This is a genomic window from Stenotrophomonas sp. GD04145, from assembly GCF_029835135.1.
GTDB lineage: Bacteria > Pseudomonadota > Gammaproteobacteria > Xanthomonadales > Xanthomonadaceae > Stenotrophomonas > Stenotrophomonas maltophilia_P.
In genome coordinates this window covers 1-16,012 of the sequence record NZ_JAODZG010000066.1, presented here as the reverse complement: position 1 = coordinate 16,012, position 16,012 = coordinate 1, and the positions used below count along the sequence as shown (strand labels likewise).

General features: G+C 68.0%; 14 protein-coding genes. 7 read left to right on the top strand and 7 right to left on the bottom strand.

The window, feature by feature from the left end:
* Positions 1-749: 749 nt before the first annotated feature.
* On the bottom strand, positions 750-1,127 hold the full coding sequence (locus tag N7367_RS18455) for a DUF4124 domain-containing protein (protein WP_197572565.1): 378 nt from the start codon (positions 1,125-1,127) through the stop codon (positions 750-752).
* A gap of 80 nt (positions 1,128-1,207) precedes the next feature.
* On the opposite strand from N7367_RS18455, the gene pssA reads away from it, so the two are divergent.
* Genes pssA through rimI form a run of 3 tightly spaced genes read left to right on the top strand, consistent with a single transcriptional unit; the run spans position 1,208 to position 2,969 of the window.
* The gene (gene pssA, locus N7367_RS18450) at positions 1,208-1,984 is read left to right on the top strand and encodes a CDP-diacylglycerol--serine O-phosphatidyltransferase (protein WP_053516952.1); all 777 of its coding nucleotides are present in this window, start codon (positions 1,208-1,210) and stop codon (positions 1,982-1,984) included.
* On the top strand, positions 1,981-2,475 hold the full coding sequence (locus tag N7367_RS18445) for a hypothetical protein (protein ID WP_279942957.1): 495 nt from the start codon (positions 1,981-1,983) through the stop codon (positions 2,473-2,475). The genes pssA and N7367_RS18445 overlap by 4 nt, the downstream gene beginning before the upstream one ends.
* Positions 2,472-2,969: a ribosomal protein S18-alanine N-acetyltransferase gene (gene rimI, locus N7367_RS18440; protein WP_053516950.1), complete on the top strand. Its 498-nt coding sequence runs from the start codon at positions 2,472-2,474 to the stop codon at positions 2,967-2,969. Before N7367_RS18445 ends, rimI begins: the two co-directional genes overlap by 4 nt.
* 75 nt (positions 2,970-3,044) lie before the next feature.
* Here the strand turns inward: rimI and N7367_RS18435 are convergent, their stop codons facing one another.
* The 4 genes from N7367_RS18435 to N7367_RS18420 form a co-directional block, all read right to left on the bottom strand.
* On the bottom strand, positions 3,045-3,866 hold the full coding sequence (locus tag N7367_RS18435) for an EamA family transporter (RefSeq protein WP_279942956.1): 822 nt from the start codon (positions 3,864-3,866) through the stop codon (positions 3,045-3,047).
* A 63-nt stretch (positions 3,867-3,929) separates the two neighbouring features.
* Positions 3,930-6,773 (bottom strand): valine--tRNA ligase, encoded by a 2,844-nt coding sequence (locus tag N7367_RS18430; protein WP_279942955.1) that lies wholly within the window; start codon positions 6,771-6,773, stop codon positions 3,930-3,932.
* A gap of 72 nt (positions 6,774-6,845) precedes the next feature.
* The gene (locus N7367_RS18425) at positions 6,846-7,271 is read right to left on the bottom strand and encodes a DNA polymerase III subunit chi (RefSeq protein ID WP_004154132.1); all 426 of its coding nucleotides are present in this window, start codon (positions 7,269-7,271) and stop codon (positions 6,846-6,848) included.
* Positions 7,272-7,353: 82 nt separating this feature from the next.
* Positions 7,354-8,832, bottom strand: coding sequence for a leucyl aminopeptidase (locus N7367_RS18420; protein ID WP_111186579.1), 1,479 nt, complete (start codon positions 8,830-8,832; stop codon positions 7,354-7,356).
* A 104-nt stretch (positions 8,833-8,936) separates the two neighbouring features.
* Between N7367_RS18420 and lptF the strand changes: the two genes are divergently transcribed.
* Together lptF and lptG are read left to right on the top strand one after the other, a co-directional pair.
* Positions 8,937-10,019, top strand: a complete 1,083-nt coding sequence (lptF, locus tag N7367_RS18415; protein WP_053516945.1) for an LPS export ABC transporter permease LptF — start codon at positions 8,937-8,939, stop codon at positions 10,017-10,019.
* Entirely contained in the window at positions 10,016-11,122 is a 1,107-nt protein-coding gene (gene lptG / locus N7367_RS18410; protein ID WP_053516943.1) for an LPS export ABC transporter permease LptG, read from the top strand. Before lptF ends, lptG begins: the two co-directional genes overlap by 4 nt.
* Positions 11,123-11,163: 41 nt before the next feature.
* On the opposite strand, the gene N7367_RS18405 is transcribed toward lptG, so the two are convergent.
* Complete coding sequence (locus N7367_RS18405) at positions 11,164-11,655, bottom strand: RDD family protein (protein ID WP_065175339.1); 492 nt, start codon at positions 11,653-11,655, stop codon at positions 11,164-11,166.
* A 56-nt stretch (positions 11,656-11,711) separates the two neighbouring features.
* Here N7367_RS18405 and xerD point away from each other — a divergent pair, with 56 nt between their 5' ends.
* Both xerD and N7367_RS18395 read left to right on the top strand, forming a co-directional pair.
* Complete coding sequence (gene xerD, locus N7367_RS18400) at positions 11,712-12,689, top strand: site-specific tyrosine recombinase XerD (RefSeq protein ID WP_053516940.1); 978 nt, start codon at positions 11,712-11,714, stop codon at positions 12,687-12,689.
* 101 nt (positions 12,690-12,790) lie between these two features.
* Positions 12,791-13,582, top strand: coding sequence for a DsbC family protein (locus tag N7367_RS18395; RefSeq protein WP_065175338.1), 792 nt, complete (start codon positions 12,791-12,793; stop codon positions 13,580-13,582).
* Between the two features lie 79 nt (positions 13,583-13,661).
* Here the strand turns inward: N7367_RS18395 and N7367_RS18390 are convergent, their stop codons facing one another.
* Complete coding sequence (locus N7367_RS18390) at positions 13,662-15,761, bottom strand: glycosyl hydrolase family 18 protein (protein WP_279942954.1); 2,100 nt, start codon at positions 15,759-15,761, stop codon at positions 13,662-13,664.
* Positions 15,762-16,012: the final 251 nt, after the last annotated feature.

Here is a 16,012-nt window from a genome sequence, read left to right as displayed (position 1 = left end):
CCCACCCCGCCTTCGACAGATCTCTGCGACCTGCCCGCATTTCGGTAGAGCCGAGCCATGCTCGGCTGCTGTTCGATCCATTCTCGAAATATTCGATTTCAATGGATTTCATCCACGCATGGCATGGATGGCCCGCCGTCACTAGGAACCTGTCGGGGGTGGGGTGGTGTGTCCTGCCAGCCCGGGCGGGAGGAGGGTATCGGCAGGGCTGCGCCCTGCACCCGCCTCAGGCAACGTCAACTGCAACTGCAACTGCAACTGCAACTTCAACAGCAACAGCAACAGCAACAGCAACAGCGGGCTTCCTGTGGGATGGCGGGGTGGGTCCGGTGGCAGGGGACGCCGTAAACCCGTCCATGGGGGCTTGGTCGCGGCATCCATGCCGCTCACACCCCTGCCACCGGACCCACCCCGCCTTCGACGGATCTCTGCGACCTGCCCGCACTTCTGTAGAGCCGAGCCATGCTCGGCTGCTGTTCGATCCATTCTCGAAATATTCGATTTCAATGGATTTCATCCACGCATGGCATGGATGGCCCGCCGTCACCAGGAACCTGTCGGGGGTGGGGCGGTGTGGGCTGGCAGGACCGTTGGCGCCACGGATGGCGCCATCGAGCCCCCATGGATGGGTTTACGGCGTGTCCTGCCAGCCCACACCGCCCCGCCAGACCAGCAGAAAACCAGAGCCGCTTTGGCATTTGACGTTGCCGTTGTCTGAAGCAGGTGCAGGGCGCAGCCCTGCCGAGCCCTCAACCGGCTGCTGGGCAGTAGGCCTTGATGCTGGCTTCAGCCAGTCCCTTCTGCGCGGTGCGCTGCTCCGCGGTCAGTACGGTGTCGCCCTTGCCGTCGCCGTCGGTGTCCTGCATCACCTGGCCGGAGCCTTCCAGCAGGGCCAGGTTGGCACGGGCGGTGCTGCACTGCTCCGGTACGGGTGCGGCCGGGCGTTCGGCGCTGTCAGCCGATGGCGCCGAGCGCGCCTGCGCCCGGGTCTCGTAGGTCCTGCCTGCTGGCGGGGTTTCCGAATACTGGGTGACGCCGTTGGCGTCCTTCCACTTGTAGACGGGGCCGGCCATGGCACTGGAACTGGCCAACAGCAGCAGGCATCCCAGGCAGGACAGGGCACGCATGGCAAACTCCGCAGAATGGGCGTAGAACGCCGATTGCAGCATTGGCACCGACCGCTGGCAAGTCGATTAAACTGGATTCCATGGACCCGATCACACCGCCGCCGCGTTCGCGCACGATTTACCTGCTGCCCAACCTGTTCACCACTGCGGGCCTGTTCGCGGGCTTCTACGCGATCATCGCCGCTGCCAACGGGGATTTCGTCAATGCCAGCATCGCGGTGTTCGTGGCGGCAGTGATGGACGGCCTGGATGGCCGTGTCGCGCGCCTGACCGGCACCAGCAGCGAGTTCGGCGTGCAGTACGATTCGCTGGCCGACCTGGTCAGCTTCGGCATGGCGCCGGCACTGGTGATGTACCACTGGTCGCTGTCCTGGCTGAAATTCGATGATCCCCTGCTGGGCCGTGTCGGCTGGGCCGTGGCCTTCCTGTACGCCGCATGCGCGGCGCTGCGTCTGGCCCGCTTCAATACCCAGGTCGCGGTGGTGGACAAGCGCTGGTTCGTCGGTCTGGCCAGCCCGGCCGCTGCCGGGCTGATGATGTCGTTCGTCTGGGCCTTCGCCGATGGCAACCTGGGCTGGGATGGCAATCAGCTGCGCTATGTGGCGCTGGCGGTGACGCTGGTCGCTGCGCTGCTGATGGTCAGCCGCATCCGCTTCTGGAGCTTCAAGGGCGGTGCCGCCAAGGATTCCCGTTCCGACCGGGTGCCGTTCCTGGTCCTGGCACTGGTACCGATGGCCATCGCGATCGCGGTGATCGACCTGCCGCGCGTCCTGTTCGCCGTGGGCATCCTGTATGCCCTGTCCGGCCCGGTGATGTGGGCGGTGCAGCGCCTGCGCAAGAAGTCCGAGGCCGCGTGAGCCAGGATCTGCCCGTGCTGTGGTCACCGGCCCAGCAGGCCTGGCTGCAGGCGATGGGCTATACCGTCTATCACGACGGCCAGCTCGCCGCGGAGCTGGACGCTGCATTGCAGCTGAGCGTGGCCGACGCCGATGCGGCCAGCCCGGCAGCGCAGTCTCCGTCACGCCCGCCCGAACCGGCAGCGGTGGAGCCGGCACCGCGCCAGCCGCGGAGTCCGTCGCCGCCGCCTCGCACCGCGCCCGCCGTGGTGCCGGCAACCGAACCTCAGGCGGCACGCGCAGCCTCGGCGGGCACCACCCGGCAGCCGGCGGTACGTCTGCCTGATCGCCTGCAGATCGCGCTGCTGCGCGCGTCCGGCTGCAATCCGAACGATGCCGCGACGCAGGCGCTGATGGACAGCTGGCCGTTGGAGCAGCTGCGCCGTGATCCAGCCGCCAAGCGCGCGCTGTGGCCGCAGCTGCGCGCCCTGCGCAAGCGGGGCGTGCCGTGAGTGCGGTCAGCCAGCCCGGTCCGGTGCGCCTGCGGGCGCTGCGCGAGAGCGATCTTGCCGAGGTGATGGCGATCGAGGTGCGTGGCTATCCCTTCCCGTGGACCCGCGGCATATTCATCGATTGCCTGCGTGCGGGTTATCCCGGTCTGGCGATGGAGCGCGATGGCCAGCTGCTCGGCTACGGCGTGCTGAGCATCGCTGCCGACGAGGCGCATGTGCTGAACATCTGCATCGATCCGCTGGTGCAGTCACGCGGGCTGGGGCGGCAGCTGCTGCGTGCGCTGGTGCAGCTGGCTGGTGATCGCGGTGCCCAGCGTGTGTTCCTGGAAGTGCGCCCGTCCAATGCGCCGGCGCTGGCGCTGTATCACAGCGAAGGGTTCAACGAGATCGGCCGGCGTCCGCGCTATTACCCGGCCGCGCAGGGACGCGAGGACGCGGTGGTGATGGCGATCGAGCTGGTCGAGGGCGACCTGCAGACGATGCCGCCGCTGTAACCGGGATGCGCCGCGTTGCCCGCTGGTACGGCCGGGCGCTGGCGGCAGGTGCCAACCTTGGCGGGCACGTGTGGCTCACGCCAGCCGCAGGGCCAGCACTCCGCTGACGATCAGCGACGCCGCCAGCCAGCGCACGCGCGGTATCCGTTCGCGCAGCAGGAATGCCGAGATCAGCAGGGCGAACAGGATCGATGACTCGCGCAGGGCCGACACCATCGCGACCGGTACCTGGGTCATCGCCCACAGTGCCATCGCATAGGACGCCGTGGTGCCCACGCCGCCGGCCAGGCCCAGCGGCCAATGCTGGCGCGCATAGGTCAGCACCGCGCTGCGGCGGGTGTACAACGCCCACAGCGGCAGCGGGATGCCCGACAGCAGGAACAGCCACAACGTGTAGGCCAGCGGGCTGCCCGACAGGCGCGCGCCGTGCGCATCGACCAGGGTGTAGGTTGCGATCATCGTCGCCGTCAGCAGCGGCAGGCCGAGCTGGCCTGCGCGCGCGCCCAGTGCCATGGCCAGGATGCCGCTGCTGACCAGCGCCACGCCCAGCCACGCCGCTGCGGGCAGTGATTCGCCGAGCACGGTGCCAGCCAGCGCGACCAGGATCGGTGCGCAACCGCGCATGAGCGGATACGCCAGGCTCATGTCCACCTGCTGATAGCAGCGCGCGACCAGCGCGTAATAGACCACCTGCAGCAGTACCGAGGCCGCCAGCCACGGCCAGCTGGTCACGTCCGGCAGAGGAAGGAGAGGCAGCAGCGCGGCGGACAGCAGTGCGGCGCCGCCGGTGACGAGCACGGTGCCGAGGAGCTTGTCGGCGCCACGCTTGACGATGGCGTTCCAGCTGGCATGCAGCGCGGCAGCGGCGAGAACCAGCAGGAAGATCGAAAGCGGCATCCGCTGATGATGCCAAAAGACCTGGGCGGGTGCGGACCTGGATCCGCACCCGCCGGTCGGCTGTTACAGCTTCGCGCGTTGTTCGCGCAGGCCGGCCAGCTGGGTGTTCCAGTCGGCCAGGCGCACGCGCTCCTGCTCGACCACCGCAGCCGGCACCTTGTCGGTGAACCGGGCCAGCTTGGTTTCGCTCTTCTCCTGCTCGCCTTCCACGCGCTTGATCTCCTTGTCCAGGCGTGCACGTTCGGCATCCAGATCGACCAGGCCTTCCAGCGGCACCAGCAGCTTCAACTCACCGACGATGGCGGCGGCCGCAGGCGGAGCGCTTTCGCCTTCGCCCAGCCACTGCACGCTGTCCAGCTTCAGCAGGAACGACAGCGACGCACTGAAGCGTTCGACGCGGGCACGATCCTGCTGCTGGCCGGCCTGCAGGCGCAGGGGCACCAGCCTGGACGGTGCGACGTTCAGTTCGCTGCGCACGCGGCGCACCGCGCTGATCACCGCCTTGAGCCATTCGACGTCGGCCTCGGCCTGGGCGAAATCGCCCTGGAACTCGGCTGCGGTGGGGTAGGGGCGCAGCGACAGCGTGGTTTCGGCCAGGCCCAGGCGCGGGGCGAGCTGCTGCCACAGCTGCTCGGTAATGAACGGCGTCAACGGGTGCAGCAGGCGCAGCAGGGCTTCCAGCACGTACAACAGGGTGTGGCGGGTGCTTTCGGCATCCGCTGCGTCGCTGCCGCTCAGGGCCGGCTTGCTCAGTTCCAGGAACCAGTCGCAGAACGCATTCCAGGCAAACTCGTACAGGCACTGCGCCAGCAGGTCGAAGCGGTAGGCGGCGAAGTGGCCCTGCGCTTCAGCGGTGGTGGCCGCCAGGCGTGCAAGGATCCAGCGCTCGGCATCGGTACGCGGTGTCGGCACGCCGCTGAACGCCGCACCTTCGGTGTTCATCAGCGCGAAGCGGCTGGCATTCCACAGCTTGTTGCAGAAGTTCTTGTAGCCTTCGGCACGGTTCATGTCGAACTTGATGTCGCGGCCATGGGTGGCCAGCGCCGCGATGGTGAAGCGCAGCGCGTCGGCGCCGTGGGCGGCGATGCCGTCCGGGAACTCTTTGCGCGTGGCTTTCTCGATCTTCTCCACCATCTTCGGCTGCATCAGGCCGCCGGTGCGCTTGGCGACCAGGTCATCGCTGCTGATGCCATCGATGATGTCCAGAGGGTCGAGCACGTTGCCCTTGCTCTTGGACATCTTCTGGCCTTGTCCGTCGCGGATCAGGCCGGTGAAGTAGACGTCCTTGAACGGAATCTTTCCGGTCAGGTTGTCGGTGGCCATGATCATGCGGGCCACCCAGAAGAAGATGATGTCGAAGCCGGTGACCAGCACCGACGACGGCAGGTAGCGGTCGAAGCCACGCTCGGCCATGGCCTGTTCGTTCGGCCAGCCCAGGGTGGAGAACGGCCACAGCTGGGAGGAGAACCACGTTTCCAGCACGTCGCTTTCCTGGTTCAGCACGACATCGCTGCCGAGCTTGTGCTTTGCCCGCACCTCATCCTCGCTGCGACCGACGTAGCAGGTGCCGGTGGCAGCGTCGAACCACGCCGGAATGCGGTGGCCCCACCACAGCTGGCGGCTGATGCACCAATCCTGGATGTTGGCCATCCAGTGACGGTAGGTGTTGATCCAGTTCGGCGGCACGAAGGAGATGCTGCCCGGCTTCCCATCGATACCCTCGACCAGCTCCAGGCCGCGCTTGGCCAGCTCGTCCATCTTCACGAACCACTGGTCGGTCAGGTACGGCTCGATCACCTGGCCGGTGCGGTCGCCGCGCGGCACCTGCAGCTTGTGCGCCTTGGTCTCGACCAGGATGCCCAGGTCTTCCAGCTCGGACAGCACGGCCTTGCGTGCTTCATAGCGGTCCAGGCCCTGGAAGCGTTCCGGGGCGTTCTCATTCAGCGCCGCCACCGGAGTGAACAGGTTGATCATCGGCAGGCTGTGGCGCACCCCGACCTGGTAATCGTTGAAGTCATGCGCGGGCGTGACCTTGACCACGCCGGTACCGAACGCGCGGTCCACGTAATCATCGGCGATCACCGGCACGCGGCGGCCGGTCAGCGGCAGCACCACGGTCTTGCCGATCAGGTGCGCGTACCGCTCGTCTTCCGGATGCACCATCACGGCGGTGTCGCCCAGCAGGGTCTCCGGGCGGGTGGTGGCCACCACCAGGTAATCGCGGGTCTCGCGCAGGGTTTCGTTACCGTCGGCGTCGCGCTCGACGTGCTCGTAGCTGAGGCCGTCATCGAGCTGATAGGCGATCGACCACAGGAAACCGTCTTCTTCGGCGCTCTCCACTTCCAGGTCGGAGATGGCGGTTTTCAGCACCGGATCCCAGTTGACCAGACGCTGGCCGCGGTAGATCAGGCCCTGCTCATGCCAGCGCACGAAGGCCTCGATCACCGCCGCCGAGGGCTGCGGGTCCATGGTGAAGGTGCTGCGCGACCAGTCGGCCGACGTGCCGAGGCGGCGCATCTGTCGTTCGATGGTGTCGCCGGACTGCTGCTTCCACTCCCAGACCTTGCCGATGAAGCCTTCGCGGCCCAGCGAGTCACGGGTTTCGCCCTTGCCTTCCAGCGCCAGGTTGCGGCTGACCACCATCTCGGTGGCGATGCCGGCGTGGTCGGTGCCGACCTGCCACAGCGTGTCGTAGCCGCGCATGCGGTGGTAACGCACCAGCGCATCCATCAGGGTCTGCTGGAAGGCGTGTCCCATGTGCAGCGTGCCCGTCACATTCGGCGGTGGCAGCAGGATGGTGTACGGCTCGCCCTGGCCGGACGGCTTGAAGTGGCCGGCCTTCTCCCAGGCCTCGTAGAGGTCGGTCTCGAAGGACTTCGGGTCGTAGCTGGAGGCGAGTTGGGTCATGCGGGGGAACCAGGAGGTAATCGTTGAAGGATCAGGGCGCAGGGGTGGCCCATCAAGGGGGCCGCGGGGCGCTCACATGTCGTGCTTGTTCAGGTCGTAACCGGCGGCCTTGTACTGGCGCCAGCGTTCGCGCAGCGGTTCGCGCGCTTCAGGGTCGGCCGGGACCACTTCCAGCACGCGCTCGCACTGGCCCAGCCAGGGGTCGTCGCGCAGGTTGATCACCAGCGGGCGGGCCGGCGCCTCGGTGCCGGGCACGGCGATCAGCACCAGCGCTTCTTCCTCGTCCATGTCCTCGCCGGCAATCTGATGCGGGATGTAGGCGTCGTCATCGAACGCCCACAGCAGTTCGTCCAGTTCCTCGGCCTGGGCCTGGTCGCGCGCCAGCACCAGGGTGAACAGGCCGGCATCGTTGGCCTTGCGTGCCAGCTCGCAGACCAGGCGCAACGGCTCGGTCAGGAAACGGGGCTTGGCGATCAGGTAGAAGTCGGCGCGGGGCATGGCAGGGTCCGGAACAGGCGGGGGCCCGGTCTGGCCGGGCGAGGCCCTGGCCGGCGGTGGCCGGCCAGGGTCTGGTACAGCATCAGGCGCGGGCGGCCTGGTCCAGCAGCCACTGGCTCAGCAGGCCGACCGGGCGGCCGGTGGCCATGCCACGCTTGCCCTCGTCGCTGGCGACGCCGGCGATGTCCAGGTGAGCCCAGCGCTGGCCTTCGGCGAAGCGCGACAGGAAGCAGCCGGCGGTGATGGCGCCGGCCCAGCGGCCGCCGATGTTGTAGACGTCGGCGAAGGTCGAATCCAGCATCGGCTGGTACTCATCCCACAGCGGCAGGCGCCAGGCGCGGTCGAACACGTGCTCGCCGGCGGCCAGCAGCTCGTTGGCCAGGTCGTCGTGCTTGCTCATCAGGCCCGCGGTCTGGTGGCCGAGGGCGACCATGCAGGCGCCGGTCAGGGTGGCGACGTCGACCAGCGCGGCCGGCTCGAAGCGCTGCGCGTAGGTCAGCGCATCGCACAGGATCAGGCGGCCTTCGGCGTCGGTGTTGCCGACTTCGATGGTCTTGCCCGACATCGAGGTGATGACGTCGGACGGGCGGTAGGCGTTGCCGTCGATGGCGTTCTCCACGGCCGGCACCACCACCACCAGGTTCACCGGCAGCCTGGCCTTGACCGCAGCGACGAAGGTGCCGATGACGTTGGCGCCGCCGCACATGTCGTACTTCATTTCCTCGATGCCGCCCTGGGTCTTCAGGTTGACGCCACCGGTATCGAAGGTGATGCCCTTGCCGACCAGCACATAGGGCTTGGCGTCGCCGGCACCGGTCCATTTCAGTACGACCAGGCGCGGGCGATTGGCCGAACCACGGGCCACGGCCAGCAGCGAGCCCATGCCCAGGGCTTCCATCTGTGTCTCGTCGAGGATCTCGGCCTCGGCGCCGTCATGCTCGCTGGCGAACTTCACGCCGACTTCGGCCAGGTAGGCCGGGGTGCAGTAGTTCGGCGGCAGGTTGCCCAGTTCGCGGGCGAACTCGACACCGGCAGCGATGGCCTGGCCCTGGGCCAGGGCCTGCGCGTCGTCACCGGCGATGGCCAGCTGGGCCAGCCCGGCATCATCGGCCTTCTTCTTGCCCAGCGTGGCGGTGTAGCGGTACGCCGCGTGATCGGCGGCGATCACTGCCTGGCGGATCGCCCAAGCCGCATCGCGCTCCTTCACAGCCACTTCAGACAGGGTGAACAGCGCGCTGCGGGTGGCGCCTGCCTTCAGCGCGCGAACGGCGTCGCCTACGGCCTTCAGGTACTGCGGCACGCCGAAGCGGGCGGCTTCACCCAGCCCGACCACGAGCACGCGCGGCGCTGCCACGCCCGGCAGGTCGTGCAGCAGGCTGGTGGCACCGGTCTTGCCGGACAGGTCGCCGCGCTGGGCGAGGGCCGACAGGCGGCCGCCGCTGGCGGCATCCAGCGCCTGTGCGGCCGGAGTCAGGGTATGGTCGGCGTATGCGCCGACCACCAGGCAGTCAACGGGGGCGGCGGCCGGGGCGAGGTGGTTCAGGGTGAATTCGAGAGCCATTGAGCAGATTCCATTGGCAAGTCCGTACAATCGCGGACCGTTTACGCCCAGACGCTAGACTGGGCGGCACCGCGAACGAACCCCAGAGTTTAAACCACCGCCCCATGTTGAAGCTCGACCGCTACCTGCTGGGCGATTTCGTCCAGAGTTTCCTGGCCACCCTGATCGTCCTGCTGGTGGTCAGCGTGGGCGGCGTGCTGGTGGACATCCTCGGCAACATCGCCGACGGGCGCCTGCCGGCCAGGCTGCTGTTCTCGCAGCTGGCGCTGCAGTTCATCGTCTACATGCCGCTGATCCTGCCGCTGGCGTTGATGCTGGGCCTGCTGCTGGCGATCGCCCGCCTCTACCGCGACTCGGAAATGGCGGTGATCACCGCCATCGGCGTAGGCCCCAGGCGCCTGCTGCGGCCGCTGCTGATGCTGGTGGTGCCGGTGGTGGCGGTGGTGGGCGCCTGTTCGCTGTGGCTGGGGCCGTGGGCCTCACGCACCGCCGAGCAGATGATCCAGGACGCCAACCGCAGCGTACTGATGGCCGGCCTGGAACCCGGGCGCTTCACCCCGCTGCCCAACGGCGGCGTGGTCTACCTGTCCTCGATTTCGCCCGATGGCACCCAACTGGGCAAGGTGTTCCTGCAGCGTGCCAAGGACGACCGGCTGGAAGTGGTCTCTGCCGCCAGCGGCCGCATGTACTTCGAGGGCGAGCGGCAGCGCTTCCTGGAACTGGACAAGGGCCACCAGGTCGAGGGTCCGCTGGCCGGTGCGCTGGATTACCGGCTGGCCACCTTCGCCCGCAACGATGTGGCCCTGCCTGACGGTGCGCAGACCCGCAAGGATGACGATCCGGAACTGATGTCGACCCTGCAGCTGCTGGGCGACGGCCGCACCCAGGCCCAGGCCGAACTGCATCGCCGGCTGGCCCCGCCGCTGATCGCCCTGGCGTTCGCCCTGCTGACCGTGCCGCTGGGGCGCAGCTCGCCGCGCCAGCAGCGCTACGGGCGCATGATGCTGGCCCTGCTGGCCTACATGGTCGGCACCAACCTGACGTTCATCGGCGCCGGCTGGATCGCCAGTGGCAAGCTGCCGGCGATGCTGGGCCTGTGGTGGCTGACCCTGCCACTGCTGGCGTTCGCGGTCTGGATGTATGCGCGTGATGGACGCATGAGCCTGCCCAAGGGGGCCCGCGCATGATGCTGCGACCGATGCGGTTCGATTTCTACCTCGGGCGCGCGGTGTTCGGCACCGTGCTGTTGACCTGGGCGGTGCTGACCGGCCTGGACGTGGTGATGGCCTTCTCCGGCGAGTTCAAGGACATCGGCAAGAACGGCTACACCCTGGGACACGCTGCGGCGTGGGTGCTGTATACGGTGCCACGCCGCGCCTACACCTTCTTCCCGACTGCGGCGGTGATCGGCGCGCTGATGGGGCTGGGCCAGCTGGCGGCGACCTCCGAACTGACCGCGCTGCGTGCGCTGGGCCTGTCCCGCAAACGCCTGAGCGTGTCGGTGGCGATTGCCCTGTCGCTGCTGACCGCAGTGATGGTGTTCAGCGCCGAGACGCTGGGCCCGTGGGGGCAGAACCGTGCCGATTCGCTGAAGATGAGTGCCAAATGGGGCCAGGACATGGCCGTGGCCCGTTATTCCGGCATGTGGGCACGCGAAGGCGATACCTTCCTCAACGCGCAGAGCGGTGAGGAACAGCTGGTCGGCAACACGGGAACGCGATTGATCCTGCGTGACGTCCGCCTGTACCGGATCGCCGAAGACGGGCGGATCGCATCCCTGACCCACGCCGCCACTGCCGAACATGACAAGGACGGCTGGGTATTGACCGGCGTGCGCCGCGATACCTTCGGCGAGCGCTCGGCAACGCGCGAGGAAGTGGCGCGCGAGCCCTGGAATTCCAAGCTGGACGCGGCGGCACTGGCGACCGGTATCGCCAAGCCGCGCAACCTGAGCGTGTCCGAACTGAGCACGAGCATCGCCTATCGCGAGCGCAACGGCCTGGATGCGCGTGATTTCGAGGATGTGTACTGGAGCCGCTGGTTCTACCCGGTGAACGTACTGGCGCTGTGCCTGGCCGCCGTGCCGTTCGCGTTTGGTTCGCTGCGCAGTGGTGGCATGGGCAAGCGCCTGTTCCTCGGCATCCTGTTCGCGTTGGGCTTCTGGCTGCTGCAGCTGTTCTTCGGGCGCATGGCCGGCGCACTGAAGTTTGATTACCGCATCGCCTACGCGCTGCCGCCGATCGTGATGCTGGTGGTGTCAGGCCTGCTGTTCCGGCGGAAATCGGGCTGATTCCGGCAACGCCGGGCCATGCCCGGCGCCAGCAGGACACTTCAGCGCTTGGGCATCCGCACCAGACGCGTGCCACTGGCACGGTCGTGCCACGCCAGGCGTTGGCGATCCAGCAGGGCCCACCAGAAGCCCAGCCCGCCCAGCAGCAGCGACAGCGTTGCCACCGCAAACCGCAGCCACAGCTGCGCGCGCCGCAGCGCGGTGCCGTCGGCCGACACCAGTTTCAGCCGCCACGGCCGCATGCCAAGGGTCTGCCCACCCCGGCGCCAGCTGGCGGTTGCATAGGCCCCGGTTACGACCCAGCACACCGCCCACAACAGCCATTGCCAGGCACTGAAGGGCGCGATGTTCTCGCGCTGTGCATGGCCACTGAAGGTGTAGGCCAGGGTGAACGCCGTGCCGGCCAGCATCCACAGCGCGAGCACGGGCAGCGCGTCGTAGACCATCGCCAGCACGCGCCACGGCAGCAGCGCACGGGGGCGCTGCGCCTCGGGCGTGGCAGTGGAAGACACGTCGGTGGCAGGGCTGGACATGCGCCGAGCATACGCAAAGCTGGCCGCGTCCGCAGTCACCCTCGTATCCTCCACGCATGGCCGTCATTTCCACCCCCGCCGAGCGCCGTCAGCTGGTCCAGCAACTGCCTGCACTGCGTGCCGACGACAGCATGCGCATCCAGCGCTTCCTTGATGCCATCTGGGCGGAGAACGGTCTGGCCAGGGCCACCCTGGACAGCTACCGTCGCGATCTGGAAGGGTTGGCACGCTGGCTGGACGGCCGCGAAGGGGGCCTGGCCGGCGTCGAACGCGCCGGGTTGTTCGACTACCTGGCCTGGCGCACGCGCCATGGCTGGTCGCCACGCAGCAATGCGCGCCTGCTGTCGGCGCTGCGTGCGTTCTTCGCCGATGGCGTGCGTCGCGGCGAGCGCAGCGAGGACCCAGGCGCTCTGCTGGATCCGCCGAAGCTGCCACGCCTGCTGCCCAAGGCGCTGGCCGAAAGCCAGATCGATGCGTTGCTGGCCGCGCCGGATGTCGGCAGTCCGCTGGGGCTGCGCGATCGGGCCATGCTGGAGCTCATGTACGCCGCGGGCCTGCGCGTGAGCGAACTGGTACTGCTGCCGGCAACGGCGGTGAACCTGCGGCAGGGCGTGCTGCGGGTGACCGGCAAGGGCAGCAAGGAGCGGCTGGTGCCGCTGGGCGAGGAGTCACAGCACTGGCTGGAGCGTTACCTGCAGCATTCGCGGCCGCAGCTGGTGGGAAAGGGCAGGGTGCAGGCACTCGCCGATGGGCAGACGCCGCTGTTCATCGAGCCCCGGCTGCACGCGCTCACGCGGCAGGCGTTCTGGCATCTGGTCAAGCGCCACGCGCAGGTCGCCGGCATCGATCCGGCCCGCATCAGCCCGCATGGCCTGCGGCACAGCTTCGCCACCCATCTGCTCAACCGTGGCGCGGACCTGCGTGCGCTGCAGATGCTGCTTGGCCACAGCTCGCTGTCGACCACCCAGATCTACACGCTGGTGGCGCGTGAACACCTGCAGAAGCTGCACGCTCGCCACCATCCCCGTGGTTGAGCGGCCTGGATGAACCCCGTCCGGCTTCCGTCAGCGGGCCACGGCGCCGCCCCGGGCGGCTGTGTCAGAATCGGTGGTCCTCTTCTGCTGCGGAATGCTCCATGCTCCGATTCGCCATCGCCGCCGTGTTCGGCGCGCTCAGCCTGACGGCCTGCGCACAGCCGGCTCCGCCGGCCCCTGCGGCCAAGGCGCCTGCCGCCGCCTCCGCCCGGGCCACCCCGGCTGCCAATGGTCCGGCAGAGCAGGCGGTGCGCGCCGCGCTGACCGCGCTCAACCCCGGTTTCGAAGTGGATTACATCGGCGCCGCGCCCTTCCCCGGTTTCCGCGAGGTGGTGGTCTCCGGTCAGCTGCTGTATGTCTCCGACGACGGCCGCTACCTGTTCCAGTCGCAGCCTTATGACACCCGGGCCAAGGGGCCGGCCAACAGCGAGGGCCTGCTCGGTTACCGTCGCGCGCTGCTGGCCAAGGCCAACCACGGCGACCGCATCGTGTTCGCCGCGCCCAACGCCAAGTACACGGTCAGCGTGTTCACCGACATCGAGTGCGGCTATTGCCGCAAGCTGCACCAGGACATCGCCGAACTCAACCGCAACGGCATCAGCGTCGAGTACCTGGCCTTCCCGCGCATGGGACTGGGCAGCAAGGATTACACCGACATGATTTCGGTCTGGTGCGCAGCCGATCGCCGCCAGGCGCTGACCAATGCCAAGCGTGGCGGAACCGTGCCGGCGAAGAACTGCACCAATCCGGTGGCGATGCAGTACGCGCTCGGACAGCAGCTGGGGGTGAACGGTACCCCGGCGATCTTCGCGCCCGATGGCACCCAGCTGGGCGGCTACCTGCCGCCGGCGCAGCTGCGTGCGGCGCTGGAGAAACTGTCGGCCCAGCGCTGACCGGGATATCGCCGGGCCATGCCCGGCGGATGCCTCATCCGGTCAAGGCTGGGGGCGCACGGCGCCCCCGGCCTTTTCCTTACTTCAGACCATCGCTGACGGCCTTGGTCAGCGTGCCCTGCGCATCGTCACCACTGAATTCCCAGACGAACGCGCCGCCCAGGCCCTGGGTCTTCACGTAGCCCATCTTGCGGGTGATGTTGGCCGGAGTGTCGAAACTCCACAGCGTGCTGCCGTTGTAGATCCAGGTGGCGCCGGCGGTGTTGTCGGTGTAGCCCGGCCAAGCCAGGTTCTTCAGTACCTTCCAGTCCTCGATGCCGGCCTCATAGGTGCCCGGTGCGGCGCCTGAGGCGGTCTGGTACAGGCCATTGTTGGCATTGGCCACGCCCGTCCAGCCACGTCCGTAGTAGCCGATGCCCAGGTTGAGCTTGGCGGCCGGCACACCCCGGCTGATGAAGGCCTCGATGGCGTCGTTGCTGTTGTACAGCTTCTGGTCGCCGGTGGACGGATCATTCGGCGAATCGAACAGTGCCGACTGGTGATTGGTCCTTGCATCCCACGCACCGTGGAAGTCGTAGGTCATCACGTTGATGTAGTCCAGGTACGGGTGATAGGCCGCCGGGTCGGTGACGCGGATCTTGTCGATGCCGGCACCCACCGCCACGGTCAGCAGAAGGCCCGGACGCACCGCATCGAGCTGGCGGCGGAACTCGGCCATGAGTGCGGTGAAGTTGGCGTTGTCCTCGGGCTTGCCGCACTCGATGCCGCAGGCCACGGGGTATTCCCAGTCGATGTCGATGCCGTCGAATACGCCCAGCGCTGCGCCCGTGCCGCCGGCGCCGTCGGTCACCGGCAGGTTGCCCTTGATGTAGGCGTCGATGCAGGAGGCGACGAAGGCCTGACGGTTCTCCGGACGGGCCGCGCTGGAGAATCCACGCGACCAGGTCCAGCCACCCAGCGAGATCAGCACCTTCAGACCCGGATGCTTGGCCTTGAGCTGCTTGAGCTGGTTCCAGTTGCCGCGCAGCGGCTGGTCCCAGGTATCGGCGCTGCCACTGACGCTCTCGGCGGCGCTGAAGGCCTTGGTGTAATCGGCGAACGCATCGCCACCGGCGCCGCTGTTCGGATCCGACGGCTGGGTCACGCCCACTTCGCAGCGGTTGTTGCGCACGTTGCCGAAGGCGTAGTTGATGTGGGTCAGCCGCGCGGCGGAACCGCTGCTGTCGATGTTCTTCACCCGGTAGTTGCGGCCGTAGATGCCCCACTGGGTGAAGTAGCCGATGACCCGCTTGCCGGTGCCGCCACCGTCGCCGGCCAGGGTGGTGGCGCTGATTTCCGTGCCCTGGGCGGACGCATTGCCGGCGTTGTCGCGGGTACGCACACGGTAGCGGTAGGTGGTGGATGCGGTCAGGCCGCCATCGACGTAGCTGGTGCTGGACGGAGAACCGACCAGGCTGCCGTTGCGGTACACATCGTAACCGGCCACGCCGCTGCCACCGGTGTTGTCGGTGGACGGACTCCAGCTCAGCGCGATGCTGCTGGCGGTACGGGTGCCCACCGCCAGCCCGCCGGGTACGCTGGGTGCGGTGGTATCGCCGCTGGCGGCGTTGACGGTGATGGTGATGGTCGGGGTGCTGGTGGTGGCGTTGTTGTTGTCGGTGGCCACCGCGCGCAGGGTGTGGCTGCCGGCGCTGGCATTGGCCCAGCTGGCGCTGTAGGGAGCGCTGGTATCCACGCCGATCGAGCTGCCGTCGCGGAAGAATTCCACCTTGCTGACGCTGCCGTCCGGGTCGCTGGCGTTGGCGGTGACGTTGATGGTGCTGCCGGCGCTGAAGGTAGCGCTATTGGCCGGTGAGGTCAGGCTGACCACGGGAGGCTGGTTGACGCCGCCGCCATCGCAGGCACCGAGGTTGGTGTAGTAGGGCGCACCGGCCGGATGGTCTGGCGGGGCATTCCAGATGTCCTGGTTTGCCCGGTACAGCACGCCGCCCTTCTGCAGGGTGTCGCCGGCGCGATAGATCTTGGCCTGGTCCCATTCGGCCACGCCGGCACAGCTGGCGGCCTGGGCCAGGCCCGGCAGGCTGGCGGCACCGGCGGCCAGGGCAAGCAGCCAGGCCAGGCGGCGGGGACGACAGCTTCGGGTGGAACGTTCGGCACTGCGCACAATCGGGTCGTACATGGTGTGTCTCCGATCAAAGGGCGCGCGGGCCCCGATGGCGCCGCGCGTGACGCAGGTCCGGGCGTCGCCGGGGAAGGCGACGGGAGGGGCCGGACGGAGGCACCTGGGAGGCCGGGGAGAGAGTCCGGCGCCAGGTGGGGACAACGTTGTCATCAATTGCGTGGTCAATCCGTGAGCAAGCGCATGGTTCCGGGATTCGGGCGGAACGCGCTGGCGCGCAGTCGGCGGCCAGCGGCGGAGCCCCTTCGTGG

Bases quoted from the DNA above. Each gene is read 5' to 3' on its own strand.
- N7367_RS18455 (WP_197572565.1), bottom strand. From the start codon at position 1,127: ATGCGTGCCCTGTCCTGCCTGGGATGCCTGCTGCTGTTGGCCAGTTCC.
- pssA (WP_053516952.1), top strand. From the start codon at position 1,208: ATGGACCCGATCACACCGCCGCCGCGTTCGCGCACGATTTACCTGCTG.
- N7367_RS18435 (WP_279942956.1), bottom strand. From the start codon at position 3,866: ATGCCGCTTTCGATCTTCCTGCTGGTTCTCGCCGCTGCCGCGCTGCAT.
- N7367_RS18430 (WP_279942955.1), bottom strand. From the start codon at position 6,773: ATGACCCAACTCGCCTCCAGCTACGACCCGAAGTCCTTCGAGACCGAC.
- N7367_RS18425 (WP_004154132.1), bottom strand. From the start codon at position 7,271: ATGCCCCGCGCCGACTTCTACCTGATCGCCAAGCCCCGTTTCCTGACC.
- N7367_RS18420 (WP_111186579.1), bottom strand. From the start codon at position 8,832: ATGGCTCTCGAATTCACCCTGAACCACCTCGCCCCGGCCGCCGCCCCC.
- lptF (WP_053516945.1), top strand. From the start codon at position 8,937: ATGTTGAAGCTCGACCGCTACCTGCTGGGCGATTTCGTCCAGAGTTTC.
- lptG (WP_053516943.1), top strand. From the start codon at position 10,016: ATGATGCTGCGACCGATGCGGTTCGATTTCTACCTCGGGCGCGCGGTG.
- N7367_RS18405 (WP_065175339.1), bottom strand. From the start codon at position 11,655: ATGTCCAGCCCTGCCACCGACGTGTCTTCCACTGCCACGCCCGAGGCG.
- xerD (WP_053516940.1), top strand. From the start codon at position 11,712: ATGGCCGTCATTTCCACCCCCGCCGAGCGCCGTCAGCTGGTCCAGCAA.
- N7367_RS18395 (WP_065175338.1), top strand. From the start codon at position 12,791: ATGCTCCGATTCGCCATCGCCGCCGTGTTCGGCGCGCTCAGCCTGACG.
- N7367_RS18390 (WP_279942954.1), bottom strand. From the start codon at position 15,761: ATGTACGACCCGATTGTGCGCAGTGCCGAACGTTCCACCCGAAGCTGT.